A 12,612-nucleotide genomic window follows, 5' to 3' on the forward strand; every position below is an offset into this window, starting at 1 on the left:
TAGCGGCCGGTCAACATCTCCGATGTAGTTCGCGGTGTCATAACCAGATTGCCTTTCTCGCTCTTGTGCAGTGAATGTGCTGGCATTTTAACCTTGCCGCCAACAAAAAAGCCCGAAGCTGGTGCTTCGGGCCTTCATCCGGTGCATTTTGCGCCACACCCAGGCGGCGCATCAGCCCCTCAGATCAGTGGAACTGCTCTTCTTCGGTCGAACCCGTCAGGGCCTTCACGGAGGACGAGCCGCCCTGGATCACCGTGGTCACGTCGTCGAAGTAGCCTGCGCCCACTTCTTGCTGGTGCGACACGAAGGTGTAGCCCTTGTCGCGTGCTGCGAATTCTGGCTCTTGCACCATGTTCACGTAGTGCTTCATGCCTTCGCCGTTGGCGTATGCGTGGGCAAATTGGAACGTATTGAACCAGTTGATGTGGATGCCAGCCAGCGTGATGAACTGGTACTTGTAGCCCAGAGCCGACAGGTCTTCCTGGAACGAAGCGATCTGCTTGTCGTTGAGGTTCTTCTTCCAGTTGAAGGAAGGCGAGCAGTTGTACGACAGCAGCTTGCCGGGGCAGGCGGCGTGCACGGCTTGCGCAAACTCACGGGCGAAGCCGATGTCTGGCACGCCGGTTTCGCACCACACCAGGTCGGCGTAGGGGGCGTAGGCCACGCCACGGCTGATGGCTTGTTCCAGGCCGTTCTTGACGCGGTAGAAGCCTTCTTGCGTGCGCTCGCCGGTCAGGAAAGGCTTGTCGTTGGCGTCGTGGTCGGACGTGATCAGGTTGGCGGCTTCTGCGTCGGTGCGGGCCAGCACGATGGTGGACACGCCCATCACGTCTGCAGCAAAACGTGCAGAGATCAGCTTTTCGCAGGCTTCTTGCGTAGGAACCAGCACCTTGCCGCCCATGTGGCCGCACTTCTTCACGGCAGCCAGCTGGTCTTCAAAGTGAACGCCAGCAGCGCCGCTTTGAATCATGTTCTTCATCAGTTCGAAGGCGTTCAGCACGCCGCCGAAGCCGGCTTCTGCATCGGCCACGATGGGCAGGAAGTAGTCGATGAATTCCTTGTCGCCGGGGTTGATGCCACGGCCCCACTGGATTTCGTCAGCGCGCTTGAAGGTGTTGTTGATGCGGCGAACCATGGTGGGCACCGAGTCGTAGGCGTACAGCGACTGGTCGGGGTACATGGTTTCGCTGGTGTTGCCGTCAGCGGCGACTTGCCAGCCCGACAGGTACACGGCTTCCAGGCCCGCCTTGGCTTGCTGCATGGCCTGGCCGGCAGAGATCGCGCCGAACGCGTTCACATAGCCCTTCTTGGCGCCGCCATTGATCTTGTCCCACAGCTTTTCAGCGCCGCGCTTGGCGAGCGTGTGCTCGATGGGCAGCGAACCACGCAGACGCACCACGTCGGCAGCGGAGTAACCGCGCTTCACACCCTTCCAGCGGGGGTTGGTCGCCCAGTCTTTTTCCAGGGCGGCAATTTGCTGTTCGCGGCTCAGTTGTTCATTGAGGGATTGGGGCATGAGATCACTCCAGGGGGTTGGTTGAAAACGCCGGGCTGCTGTGTGCTGCCCTTGAAGACAACTTTAAGTCTTCTATAAGACTTGTGCAAGCTCTTATGTCTTATAGAAGAGATAAATTTTCTTCTTTCAAAACAACCACTTAACCACGGGATTTCTCAATACAGAAATTGATTTCTCATATCGAGAAAAATTGCGGCAATGCAGCATCTATTGCGTTTTGCATTGAGAAAAATAACTTTCACATTACGGGAAATTCAATGACTTTTGAGAGCCACCGCCTGGAGCCAGTCGCCCGAGGCAATCACCGGGGCCGCCGCCACGTACGGTGGGTTGATCTCGTACAGCAGACAGGCCAGCGGCCGCCCCTCAACCAGCACCACCACCTCCCGCCGGATGTACTCATCGCCCGGTTGGCCCACCACGCCCTCAATGGCATCCAGGATGGCTTCCAGCGCCGGTTCGATGGCATAGACCTCGCCCACCACCCACTGATCGCCGCCCAGCAACAAACCCGGATAGGCCCCCAGGTGGTACAGCACACCGGCCACCTGCGCAGGCCCCACAAACCGGGGCGCGGGCTGCAGCCGCGTGATGTCGTTGCTGCCGCCAAGGCGCAGCGTGCCGTAGACAAAAACGCAGCGGGGTGGCCGAGGCGGCACGGATTCGTCGGGCATGATGCGCACTCTTTTTTGAGGGCTTGCGCCAACAAGGATGCAAAGCAGGCTTCGCCCTATGGCGAGCGCTGCGCTTGAACCTATTTGCGTAAGCCGTTTTTGTTGAACAGCACCCAGTCTAGTGAACACGCCCAACCGCCCCTTTGCCTATCTGTGCCTGGCACTCAGCATGTCGCTGGTGGGCAGCTATGTGGCCCTGTCCAAGCCGCTGGCGGCCGTGCTGCCGGTGCTCCTGCTGGCCTGGATGCGTTTTGGCATCGGCGGCCTGGCCATGCTGCACTGGCTCAAGAAACCGGCGGACGAGCCCCCGCTCACCCCGCAGACCCGGCGGCTGCTGTTCCTGGAGTCGTTCCTGGGCAACTTTCTGTTCACCATCTGCATGATCTACGGCGTGAGCCTGACCGATGCGGTGTCGGCAGGCGTGACCATGGCCGCCATCCCGGCCGCCGTGGCGCTGATGGGCTGGGCGTTCCTGCGCGAGCGGGTGGCGCCACGCACCTGGCTGGCAGTGGTCTGCGCCGTGGCAGGCATTGCGCTGTTTTCACTATCAAAACCAGAGCACTCAGCCCATGCTGGTCAGGCGGTAGCAGCCAAAAACCCTCAGAACCTGGCCTGGCTGGGGCAGTTGCTGCTGGTGGGGGCTGTGGTCTGTGAGGCGGCGTACACCGTGATCGGCAAGAAGCTCACGGGCAGCCTGGGGCCCAAACGCATCACCGCGCTCATCAACCTGTGGGGCTTTGTGCTGACCACGCCGTTCGGGCTGTACCTGGCACTGGGTTTCGACTTCGGCGCCGTCGGCTGGGGCACCTGGGCGCTGCTGCTGTTCTATGCCCTGGCGGCCTGCATGTGGACCGTGTGGCTCTGGATGACAGGGCTCAAGGTTGTGCCCGCCGCGCAGGGCGGTGTGTTCTCGGTGCTGCTGCCGGTCAGTGCCGCGCTGGTGGGCGTGCTGGTGCTGGGCGAGTCGCTCACAGGCCTGCAATTGCTCGCATTTGCGATTGCGCTGGCCAGTGTGCTGATGGCCACCCTGCCCTCCCGCGCTGCACTGCGCGTGGGCCGGGGCGACCGCCCCGACCGATCCTGACCCGCACAACGACCGTCAAGCAGTCAACGCCTGCGCGCTGACCACGATGCCGTCGGCATCGGCATACAGCCAGTCGCCCGGCCGCACCCACACGCCCTGCATCAGCACCGCCACATCGCGCTGGCCTTCGCCCCGGCGCTCGGTGGGCAGCGGTATGAGCGCCAGCGCCCGGATGCCCACGGCGGCGGCGTTCAGCTCGGCCACATCGCGCACGCAGCCATCCACTACCACACCCGCCCAGCCGTTGTGCGCCGCTGCAGCCGCCAGGTTGCCGCCCACCAGCGCGCGGCGCAGCGAGCCCCCGCCATCTACCACCAGCACGCGGCCCTCGCCCGGCGACTCCACGGCGGCTTTGACCAGGGAGTTGTCTTCGTGGCATTTGACGGTGGTGACCGGGCCCGCAAACACCCGCTTGCCGCCATAGCTCTGAAAAACGGGCGGCAAAACGCGGAACGCGCCACTCACATCGGCCTTGTGCACATCGCAGAAGTCACAGGTGGAGAAGGGAGGGTTGGAAGCTGCGGACATAGAGACAAAATCTTTCAAAGAGGAGGTCAGTGAAACGGGCCAGGCCAGGATTGTCTGCGCAACGCACGCCGCAGGGACCCTCTGCACGAATCAGCGCGCCCCACGCAGGCCCAGGCCAGGCCACCCAGCCCCGGGCTTTTGTCAAGGCTGGCGCGGCCCTGCGGCGAATTGCTGCGCGCTGCGCGGCGCCACCGCTACAAATCGAGGCAAAAAAAGCCGTTTCTCCCTTGGAAACGCGTTTTTTTCCCATTAGCATCGCTCTGCCAGTGGGAAAGCGTCGTTTTCGCTGGTGAAAATTTACTTCCAACAAGGAAAACCCAACATGGCAACTGCAAAAAAAGCTCCGGCAACCACAGCCCCAGCAGCCAAGAAGGCCGCTGCCCCCGCCAAGAAGCGCACCCCCAACGCCGCCTTCATGAAGGCGCTCACGCCCAGCCCCGCGCTGGCCGCCGTGGTGGGCTCGGCACCGCTGCCACGCACGGAGATCATCAGCAAGCTGTGGGTCTACATCAAGGCCAACAACCTGCAGGACGCCACCAACAAGCGCAACATCAACGCCGATGCCAAGCTCAAGGAGCTGTTCGGCAAGCCCCAAGTGTCCATGTTTGAACTGGCTGGCCTGATTGGCAAGCACGTCAAGTAAACCGACGCACTGCACCCGCAGCACCCGAAAAAAGCCGGCTCAGCCGGCTTTTTTCATTTCAGCCCCTCTGAAAGTGTGGCATGCGAACATCAACACAAATGAGAATGACCCGCATTTGATGTAACATAAAGCGGCACGACGACGCACAGCCATGTTGATCTAGCCACTGCCTCTCGCTGCATTTGGCGCTCCGCGCGCCATCCGCACATCGTCCCCCCTGCACCCCATCGATGGAGGCCATCTTGGCAAAATCACGCGCACAGCGCCGCAGCCCCACGCTGCGTAAAAACGCATCCCTCCCGTCCTTCGCCCCCGTCTCCTCGTCCGACAAGGCCCTGCTGCCCCTGGGCGCCCTGATGCTGGCCGCCTCCATGGGCGCCATGGCACAGACCAGCCCCAAAGAGACCACCCTGTCCACCGTGACGGTGAAAGAAGCCGCCGAAGTGCAAGGCAAGGACACCCTGTTGCTCAAAAAGACCACGGTCGGCAAGGGCAACCAGGACATCAAGGACATCCCCCAGTCCGTGACGGTGTTCACCGAAAAGCAGATGAACGACCGCAACATGGACGACTTCCGCGAGGTGCTGCGCAACACTGCGGGCGTGACCTTCCAGTCGGGCGAAACGGGTGAAGAAGACGTGCGCCTGCGCGGCTTCTCGCTGGGCCAGGCGGGCGATATCTATGTGGACGGCATGAAGGACGCCCCGCTGATCGAGCGCGACACCTTCAACCTGGACCGCGTCGAAGTGCTCAAGGGCTCGGCATCCATGCTGTTTGGCAAGGGCTCTACGGGCGGCGTGGTCAACCAGGTCAACAAGGCGCCCCTGCTGATCGACCAGCACGAAGCCTCGTACACCTACGGCACCGGCCAATACCACCGCGCCACGGGCGACTTCAACTTCAAGACTGGCGAAAACGCGGCCTTCCGCCTGAACGCCATGGTGCAGGAGTTCGACAACTACGGCGCCAAGCAGGACAAGCGCGGCATTGCGCCCACCTTCGCCTGGGGCATCGGCACGCGAGATGAGTTCTCCATCGGCCTGTACTACCTCGAATCCAAGGGCCGCCCCCTGTACAACCACCCCTGGCGCGTGGTGGACGGCAAGATCAACACGCCGCTCGAAGCCCGCAACTACTACGGCCTGGCCAGCGACCACAACAACACCTCGGCGCAGCACGTGACGCTGGGCCACATCCACCGCTTTGACAACAATGGCGAGCTGAACACGCGCCTGCGCTACGGCACCTACGAGCGCGACCTGCTGGCCAGCACCATCGGCTTTCAGAACAGCGCCATCACGCTCGACCAGATCAACGGCAACACCGTGCTGACGCGTGGCTCCAAGGGCCGCCTGGGCGAAAGCGATGTGCTGCAGGTGCAAAGCGACTACAGCAACACCTTCAACTGGGGCGGCAAGAAGCACGCCGTGCTGGCGGGCGTCGATTACTTCGACGACGATGCCAAGCGCAACCAGAACTACCCCAACACCACCACCCGCCCCACCACCACCGTCGGTTCGCCCAACGATGGCGCCTGGGTGGCCGATGGCCGTACGCCCGTGCAGTGGAACACCTTCAAGTCGCGCAACCTGGGCATGTACTTCCAGGACACGATGGCGCTGAACGACACCCTGAAGCTGGTGGGCGGCCTGCGTTATGACAACTTCAAGGCCTCCTACAAGAACGCGACCGGCGCACTGAGCAACTCCCGCTCCGACAGCCTGGTCAGCCCCCGCGTAGGCCTGCTGTTCCAGCCCAGCGAACTGGTCTCTTACTACGCGTCGTTCGGCACCTCGTACAACACCTCGGGCGACACCTACCAGTTCGGCAACCCCGGCGCCAACACGTCCCGCACGGCCAACACCGACCCCGAGAAGAGCCGCAACTTCGAGATCGGCAGCAAGTTCGAGCTGTTCGAGCGCCGCGCCCTGCTGGGTGTGGCCGTGTTCCGCAGCGAGAAGTACAACGAGCGCAACACCGACCCCGACACCGCAGCCGCGCAAGAACTGCTCTCGGGCAAGCGCCACGCCACCGGCATGGAGTTCAACCTGGCCGGCCGCCTCACGCCCCAGTGGGAAGTGTTCGCCAACCACACCTGGATCCCCTCGGCCAAGATCGACAAGAGCAACGTGGCGCTCGCCGCCAACGGTGGCGGTGCCCAGGTGCAGGGCGACCGCCCCGGCCTCACGCCCAAGCACAGCGGCAGCGTGTGGAGCACCTACGCCGTCACCTCCAAGCTGCGCCTGGGCGCTGGCCTGACCTACCGCAGCAAGCAGAACCCCGAGGGTTCGCGCGCGGTGTACGCCAGCGGCTTTGCCGTGATGGACGCCATGGCCGAGTACGCGTTTGACGACAAGACCACGCTCAAGCTGAACGTGAGCAACCTGTTCGACCGCACCTACGCCGACGGCCTGTACCGTGGCTTCTACACGCCGGGCACGGCGCGTTCCGTGCAGCTGTCGATCAAGACGCGCTTCTGATGCGCTCCTGACGCACTGTGAAAGTGCCGATGTTTTGACGAAACGACTCCGCCCCTTCACTGGGGCGGAGTCACAATGGGCCCCCATGTTTATGCACATCCCCCACGTTCTCACGGCCGAAGAAGTCTCCTTCTTCCGACAGCAGCTCTGGGCCCCCGACACCCCCTGGGTGGACGGCGCCCGCAGCGCAGGCGGCCAGGCCGTGCACCAGAAGAACAACCGGCAACTGGCCCAGGACAGCGAGCTGTCGGCCCAGTTGCAGGGCCTGGTGAAGGCGGCACTGCACCGCAACGCACTGTTTTTCTCGGCTGCCCTGCCCCGGCGCATCTACAACCCGCTGTTCAACCACTACGGCGGCGGCGCCAACGCCTACGGCAACCATGTCGATAGCGCCGTCATGCACTCCAAGGCCGACAACGGCTGGGTGCGCAGCGACCTGTCGTGCACGCTGTTCCTCACCCCGCCGGACGAATACGACGGCGGCGAACTGGTAGCCACCGAAGCCTGGGGCGAAAAACGCATCAAGCTGCCTGCAGGCGACATGGTTTTGTACCCCAGCAGCACCGTGCACCAGGTGTCGCCCGTCACACGCGGGCAGCGCATCAGCAGCTTCTTCTGGGTCGAAAGCATGGTGCGCGGGCTGGAGCAGCGGCAGCTGCTGTTCGACATGGACATGTCGCTGCTGCGGCTGCGCCAGAGCGTGGGCGAGACGGAGCCGTCGGTCATTGCGCTCTCGGGCACGTACCACAACCTGCTGCGCATGTGGGCCGACGTGTGAGCCACCTCCCCTGGCAGCCAGGCACCACGGCCCTTTCGCGCCGCGCACCCCTGCCTTGCCAGATTTACTCCTATTTCAATAGCACCTCGCGCATACTGAAAGCGCGCAAGGTGCTTTTTTCATTGGTATGACTGACACCCCCGCCCGCCACCGGCTGCCGCCCGAGATCGCCAACCTGGCCGACCACGAACTCCAGGCACGCCAGCAGCTGGACGACAACGCCTGGGCCTACTTCAGCGGCGGCGCGGGCGACGAGATCACCCTGCGCGCCAACCGCAGCGCCTGGGACGCCCTGCCCCTGTGGCCCCGCGTGCTGCGGCCGCTGGCGGGCGGCCACACCCGGGTGCAGCTGCTGGGGCGCACGCTGGCCCACCCCATCCTGCTAGCCCCGGTCGCCTTCCAGCGCCTGGCCCACGCCGATGGCGAACTGGCCATGGCCTATGCGGCGGCGGCGCTGGGCGCGGGCGTGGTGCTCAGCACCCAGGCCAGCGTGTCGCTTGAAGCCATCGCCGAGGCCGTGCAGCCCGACCCGGGGCGCGGCCCGCTGTGGTTCCAGCTCTACCTGCAACACGACCGGGGCTTTACCCAGGCGCTGGTGCAGCGGGCCGAGGCGGCGGGCTATGAAGCCCTGGTGCTCACGGTGGATGCCCCCACCAGCGGCGTGCGCGACCGCGAGCGGCGCGCGGGCTTCCGGCTGCCGCCCGGCGTGGGCCCGGTCAACCTCGCGGGCCTGCCGCCGCCACCACCACCCGACCTGCGCCCCGGCCAGAGCGCGCTGTTTGACGGCCTGCTGCACCAGGCGCCCACCTGGGACGACGTGGCCTGGCTGCAGTCCATCACCCGCCTGCCCGTGCTGCTCAAGGGCGTGCTGCACCCAGCCGACGCGCGCCAGGCCGTGGCAGCGGGTGCGGCAGGCCTGATCGTCTCCAACCACGGCGGCCGCACGCTGGACACCGCCCCTGCCACCGCCACCGCCCTGCCTCGCGTGGTGCAGGCCGTGGGCGGGGCTGTGCCGGTGCTGGTGGACGGCGGCATCCGGCGCGGCACCGATGTGCTCAAGGCCATGGCGCTGGGTGCCTCGGCCGTGCTGGTGGGGCGGCCCGCCGTGTGGGGCCTGGCCAATGCCGGGGCCACAGGCGTGGCCCATGTGCTGCGCCTGCTGCGCGACGAGCTGGAGGTTGCCATGGCACTCACCGGCTGCGCCACGCTGGCCGACGCCACCCCTGCGTTGCTGGACCCCGCAGAGGACCCGGCCCTTCGCCCCGGCGGGTGACAGCCAACGATGGCCGGAGGTGGCGGCCGGTGAGGTGTGTTGACGCCGATCAAAGCCCTTCCCCCTGTCGGCAGGAATGATTTATTGCAAATGCGATAGATTCGTATTTATAATGCAACCATCCCTTCAACAGCCAGCCACACCGCCTGCTCCCCATGATCGTCTGTGTTTGCCGCCGGGTTTCCGACCGTGAGATTGCCCGCCATGCGCGTGCTGGCATGAGCTTCGATGAAATCCAGTTCGAGCTGGGCGTGGCCACCCAATGCGGTTGCTGCGAAAGCTGCGCCCGCGACGTGGTGGCGCAGTGCAGTGTTTCGAATCCTGTGGCCGCCCTGCACAATGACGTGGCACCGCAGCCGATCCAGCTTGCCAGCTCCATCCTGGAAAGCAAGTCATGGAACTCCTCTCAACACTCGCTGGCAGCCTGATCCTCGTCGCAGGCTCTGCCTGGTGGATCTTCCGCAAGTAACATCGGTCTTTTAAGCCCCTGGCGCCTGATACACAAGCGCTGGTTGCTATCATTTTTATGTCTCACCCTGATCGTTTTGCCACCCCCGGGGGTGTCAGCCGCAACACCGTGATCGTGGGCTCCGTGATCGCCCTGCATGTGGCAGGCATCTGGGCCCTGCAGTCGGGCCTGCTGCGCCGCGCGGCCGAGGTCATCGTGCCGGCCGAACTGCTCAGCGAGTTCATCGCCCCGCCCGCGCCCCCCAAGGTCACACCGCCGCCCCCGGCACCGCCACCACCGCCCCGCCCGGCCCCCAAGGTCGCGCCGCGCCCGGCCCCCATGCCGGTGGCGATTGCCGACCCGACACCCGCGCCCAATGCGCCCACGGGCATCACCACGCCCCAGCCGCCCGCGCCCCCCATCGAAGCGCCTGTTGCCCCCCCGGCGCCGCCCGCCCCACCGGCACCGCCTGCGCCGCCCAAGATCGAGCTGCCCTCCAGCGACGCCGCCTACCTCAACAACCCCAAGCCCAGCTACCCCGCCATCAGCAAACGCATGGGTGAGCAGGGCAAGGTGGTGCTGCGGGTGCTCATCGGCACCGACGGCACGCCGCAGAAGGTGGAAGTCAACAAGTCCAGCGGCTTCGAACGCCTGGACAAACAGGCCCAGGAGGCCGTCATGCGCTGGCGCTTTGTGCCCGGCAAACGCAACGGAGTGGTCGAGACCATGTGGAATCTGGTCCCGGTCAACTTCGTTCTCGAATAACCAGTTCACAGTTTCAGATCACCGCTTCAGGGAGTTTTTTCATGGAATCGCAATTCGGCATCGCCAACGTATGGATTCAGGGCGACTTTGTCACCCGCGCCGTCGCCATCATCCTGCTGGCCATGTCGCTGGCCTCGTGGATCGTCATCTTCATCAAGGCGCTGGACATCATCAAGTTCAAGAAGCACACCCGCGCCGCGCAGGACTTCTGGCACAGCGAAGACTTTGCCGCAGGCCTGACCAAGCTGGGCGCCGACCCCACCAACCCCTTCCGCCACCTGGCGCTGGAAGGCCGTGAGGCCACCGCCCACCACCGCAACACCAAGGCCCACCTGCACGACAGCCTGGACGTGAGCGACTGGGTCACCCGCTGCCTGCGCAACTGCATCGACGAATTCACTGCCCGCCTGCAATCGGGCCTGGCCATCCTGGCCTCGGTGGGCTCCACCGCGCCCTTCATCGGCCTGTTCGGCACCGTGTGGGGCATCTACCATGCGCTGGTGGCCATTGGCACGTCGGGCCAGTCCACCATCGACAAGGTGGCCGGCCCCATCGGCGAGGCGCTGATCATGACCGCCCTGGGCCTGGCCGTGGCCATCCCCGCCGTGCTGGGCTACAACGCGCTGGTGCGCGGCAACAAGTCCATCCTGGGCGGCCTCAACAGCTTTGCACACGACCTGCACGCCTACTTCGTGACCGGTGCCCGCGTGAATGCCGGTGGCGAACAGGCCAAGGTGCTGCCCATCAAGAAAGGCAACTAAGCCATGGCTTTCGGAACGCAAGACGATGCCGATGACGTGATGAACGAGATCAACATGACGCCCCTGGTGGACGTCATGCTGGTGCTGCTCATCATCTTCATCATCACCGTGCCGGTGATGAAACACTCGGTCAATGTGGACCTGCCCCGGGCCACGAACCAGCCCGAGAACGTCAAGCCCGAGACCGTGCGCCTGTCGGTGGCGGCCGATGGCAAGTTCTACTGGAACGAATCGCAGGTGACGGAAGAAGAACTCTTCCCCCGCCTGCAGGCCGAGGCCGCCAAGGAGCCCCAGCCGGACCTGCACATCCGGGGCGACAAGAGCGTGCGCTACGAATACGTGGCCCAGGCCATGGCCGCCGCCCAGCGCGCCGGGGTGCGCAAGATCGGGTTTGTGACCGACCCGCAGTAGATAGCAGCAGATAGCGGCATGCAGCAGTAGCAGCCCCTGGCCCCGGGGTTTCTCGTTGCCCCAGCCCGGCCAGCCTTGCTTGCCGGGCTTTTTTACTGCCCGCCGCCCTGTCCCGCCGCCCTACCCCACCGCGCCTGCTCCAACGAGGCAGCGCAGGGTAGATCAGCGTTGGCCCACCCGGCAAAAAAAGAACAAAAAGAAACACGCAATTCGCTTGACTCGTAATTGCGAATCGTTATCATTAGCAAAACGCAATGCAATGACACAGGAAAAAACCTCCATGCAAGCCACCCTGACCGCCGCCTCGCTCCTGCGTTCCGCCGCATCCGACAAGGCGGCTTCGCTCGCCCCGGTGGAAGGCGCCCACAGCGCAGAGTCCGTATCGGCGGCGGTGGACAGCAGCGCCCTGCTCCAAGGCCAGAAAGCCGTGGCCATCAGCCACAACGGCTCGGTGTACCGCCTGCAGGCCACCAAGCTGGGCAAGCTGATCCTGACCAAATAAGCGCAGCCGCCCTGCCCCCATTCCCTTCGGCAGCACAGCCAGACTGCTGCCAGCCCCCAACAGTTTCATCGTGGGGCGACTCCCGGGCTTGCAACAAGCTCGCAAGGGTCGTTTTTGCCAGCCAACGGGTTCGCCCGCGTAGCCAGGCTTTTTTTCTCCCCGATGGCGAATCCTGTTCCTCACCTGCCGCTGCCAGAACCCGCAGCGGCCGCACCATAAAAAAACCGGCTCTCCAGCCGGTTTTTTTGTGCGTGACAGGCAGGATATGCCCATCCATCCACGCCGCCTTTACAGGCCCAGGGCCGCAATCCCGGCGCGGGCAATCTGCGCGTCTTCGGTGGACTTCACACCGCTCACGCCCACGGCACCCAGGCATTGGCCGTCCTTCATGATCGGCACGCCGCCTTCGAGCAGGCCGTCGATGGTGGGCGCGCTCAGGAACGATGTGCGGCCGCCGTTGATGACGTCTTCGTACACCTTGCTCTCGCGGCGGCCCAGCGCGGCCGTGCGGGCCTTGGAGGGGGCAATGTGCGAAGACACGGCAGCGGCGCCATCCAGGCGCTGCAGCCACAGCAGGTGGCCGCCGTCGTCCACGATGGCGATGGTCACGGGCCAGTTGTTCTTGAGGGCCTCGGCTTCGGCGGCGGCGGCGATGGCCTTGACGTCGGCCAGTTCGAGTTCATGCTTGGTTTTCATGGAGGTATCCGGATAGGAAAAAGAGGAAGGAAAAAATCGCGCGGGCCCGCCCT

At 64.5% G+C, this 12,612-nt stretch carries 14 protein-coding genes; 10 read left to right on the forward strand and 4 right to left on the reverse strand.

Translation table 11 applies throughout. From position 1 onward, the window contains the following. Window positions 1-184: 184 nt before the first annotated feature. On the reverse strand, window positions 185-1,516 hold the full coding sequence (gene aceA / locus A1D30_RS11240; RefSeq protein WP_063460702.1) for an isocitrate lyase: 1,332 nt from the start codon (window positions 1,514-1,516) through the stop codon (window positions 185-187). Window positions 1,517-1,770: 254 nt separating this feature from the next. Further along, window positions 1,771-2,190 (reverse strand): gamma-glutamylcyclotransferase family protein, encoded by a 420-nt coding sequence (locus tag A1D30_RS11245; protein ID WP_063460935.1) that lies wholly within the window; start codon window positions 2,188-2,190, stop codon window positions 1,771-1,773. Window positions 2,191-2,311: 121 nt separating this feature from the next. On the opposite strand from A1D30_RS11245, the gene A1D30_RS11250 reads away from it, so the two are divergent. Next, complete coding sequence (locus tag A1D30_RS11250) at window positions 2,312-3,274, forward strand: DMT family transporter (protein WP_063460703.1); 963 nt, start codon at window positions 2,312-2,314, stop codon at window positions 3,272-3,274. 15 nt (window positions 3,275-3,289) lie between these two features. On the opposite strand, the gene rraA is transcribed toward A1D30_RS11250, so the two are convergent. Next, window positions 3,290-3,802 (reverse strand): ribonuclease E activity regulator RraA, encoded by a 513-nt coding sequence (rraA, locus tag A1D30_RS11255; protein WP_063460704.1) that lies wholly within the window; start codon window positions 3,800-3,802, stop codon window positions 3,290-3,292. A 322-nt stretch (window positions 3,803-4,124) separates the two neighbouring features. On the opposite strand from rraA, the gene A1D30_RS11260 reads away from it, so the two are divergent. From A1D30_RS11260 to A1D30_RS11300, 9 genes are all read left to right on the forward strand, one after another. Continuing rightward, entirely contained in the window at window positions 4,125-4,445 is a 321-nt protein-coding gene (locus tag A1D30_RS11260) for an SWIB/MDM2 domain-containing protein (RefSeq protein WP_015014555.1), read from the forward strand. 356 nt (window positions 4,446-4,801) lie between these two features. Then, window positions 4,802-6,925 carry a TonB-dependent siderophore receptor gene (locus A1D30_RS11265; protein ID WP_242421872.1) on the forward strand — a complete coding sequence of 708 codons (2,124 nt, stop codon included), beginning with the start codon at window positions 4,802-4,804 and terminating at the stop codon, window positions 6,923-6,925. Window positions 6,926-7,010: 85 nt separating this feature from the next. Continuing rightward, the gene (locus A1D30_RS11270) at window positions 7,011-7,703 is read left to right on the forward strand and encodes a Fe2+-dependent dioxygenase (RefSeq protein WP_063460705.1); all 693 of its coding nucleotides are present in this window, start codon (window positions 7,011-7,013) and stop codon (window positions 7,701-7,703) included. Between the two features lie 127 nt (window positions 7,704-7,830). Next, entirely contained in the window at window positions 7,831-8,976 is a 1,146-nt protein-coding gene (locus tag A1D30_RS11275) for an alpha-hydroxy acid oxidase (RefSeq protein ID WP_063460706.1), read from the forward strand. Window positions 8,977-9,131: 155 nt separating this feature from the next. Then, on the forward strand, window positions 9,132-9,404 hold the full coding sequence (locus A1D30_RS11280) for a (2Fe-2S)-binding protein (protein WP_063460707.1): 273 nt from the start codon (window positions 9,132-9,134) through the stop codon (window positions 9,402-9,404). Between the two features lie 98 nt (window positions 9,405-9,502). Next, window positions 9,503-10,189: an energy transducer TonB gene (locus A1D30_RS11285; protein WP_063460708.1), complete on the forward strand. Its 687-nt coding sequence runs from the start codon at window positions 9,503-9,505 to the stop codon at window positions 10,187-10,189. A 41-nt stretch (window positions 10,190-10,230) separates the two neighbouring features. After that, window positions 10,231-10,950 (forward strand): MotA/TolQ/ExbB proton channel family protein, encoded by a 720-nt coding sequence (locus A1D30_RS11290; protein WP_063460709.1) that lies wholly within the window; start codon window positions 10,231-10,233, stop codon window positions 10,948-10,950. 3 nt (window positions 10,951-10,953) lie between these two features. After that, a complete protein-coding gene (locus A1D30_RS11295; RefSeq protein WP_063460710.1) occupies window positions 10,954-11,361 on the forward strand; it encodes a biopolymer transporter ExbD in 408 nt (135 codons plus the stop codon). A 280-nt stretch (window positions 11,362-11,641) separates the two neighbouring features. Continuing rightward, window positions 11,642-11,863, forward strand: coding sequence for a hemin uptake protein HemP (locus A1D30_RS11300; RefSeq protein ID WP_063460937.1), 222 nt, complete (start codon window positions 11,642-11,644; stop codon window positions 11,861-11,863). Between the two features lie 288 nt (window positions 11,864-12,151). Here A1D30_RS11300 and A1D30_RS11305 read toward each other — a convergent pair whose 3' ends face one another. Further along, window positions 12,152-12,559, reverse strand: coding sequence for a heme-binding protein (locus tag A1D30_RS11305; RefSeq protein WP_063460711.1), 408 nt, complete (start codon window positions 12,557-12,559; stop codon window positions 12,152-12,154). Window positions 12,560-12,612: the final 53 nt, after the last annotated feature.

It is taken from the genome of Acidovorax sp. GW101-3H11, from assembly GCF_001633105.1.
In the GTDB taxonomy this organism is placed as follows: domain Bacteria; phylum Pseudomonadota; class Gammaproteobacteria; order Burkholderiales; family Burkholderiaceae_C; genus Acidovorax.

Coding starts and splice junctions, on each gene's coding strand:
- A1D30_RS11290 (WP_063460709.1), top strand. CDS start 10,231: ATGGAATCGCAATTCGGCATCGCCAACGTATGGATTCAGGGCGACTTT.
- A1D30_RS11305 (WP_063460711.1), bottom strand. CDS start 12,559: ATGAAAACCAAGCATGAACTCGAACTGGCCGACGTCAAGGCCATCGCC.
- aceA (WP_063460702.1), bottom strand. CDS start 1,516: ATGCCCCAATCCCTCAATGAACAACTGAGCCGCGAACAGCAAATTGCC.
- A1D30_RS11280 (WP_063460707.1), top strand. CDS start 9,132: ATGATCGTCTGTGTTTGCCGCCGGGTTTCCGACCGTGAGATTGCCCGC.
- rraA (WP_063460704.1), bottom strand. CDS start 3,802: ATGTCCGCAGCTTCCAACCCTCCCTTCTCCACCTGTGACTTCTGCGAT.
- A1D30_RS11245 (WP_063460935.1), bottom strand. CDS start 2,190: ATGCCCGACGAATCCGTGCCGCCTCGGCCACCCCGCTGCGTTTTTGTC.
- A1D30_RS11270 (WP_063460705.1), top strand. CDS start 7,011: ATGTTTATGCACATCCCCCACGTTCTCACGGCCGAAGAAGTCTCCTTC.
- A1D30_RS11260 (WP_015014555.1), top strand. CDS start 4,125: ATGGCAACTGCAAAAAAAGCTCCGGCAACCACAGCCCCAGCAGCCAAG.
- A1D30_RS11275 (WP_063460706.1), top strand. CDS start 7,831: ATGACTGACACCCCCGCCCGCCACCGGCTGCCGCCCGAGATCGCCAAC.
- A1D30_RS11295 (WP_063460710.1), top strand. CDS start 10,954: ATGGCTTTCGGAACGCAAGACGATGCCGATGACGTGATGAACGAGATC.
- A1D30_RS11265 (WP_242421872.1), top strand. CDS start 4,802: ATGCTGGCCGCCTCCATGGGCGCCATGGCACAGACCAGCCCCAAAGAG.
- A1D30_RS11285 (WP_063460708.1), top strand. CDS start 9,503: ATGTCTCACCCTGATCGTTTTGCCACCCCCGGGGGTGTCAGCCGCAAC.
- A1D30_RS11300 (WP_063460937.1), top strand. CDS start 11,642: ATGCAAGCCACCCTGACCGCCGCCTCGCTCCTGCGTTCCGCCGCATCC.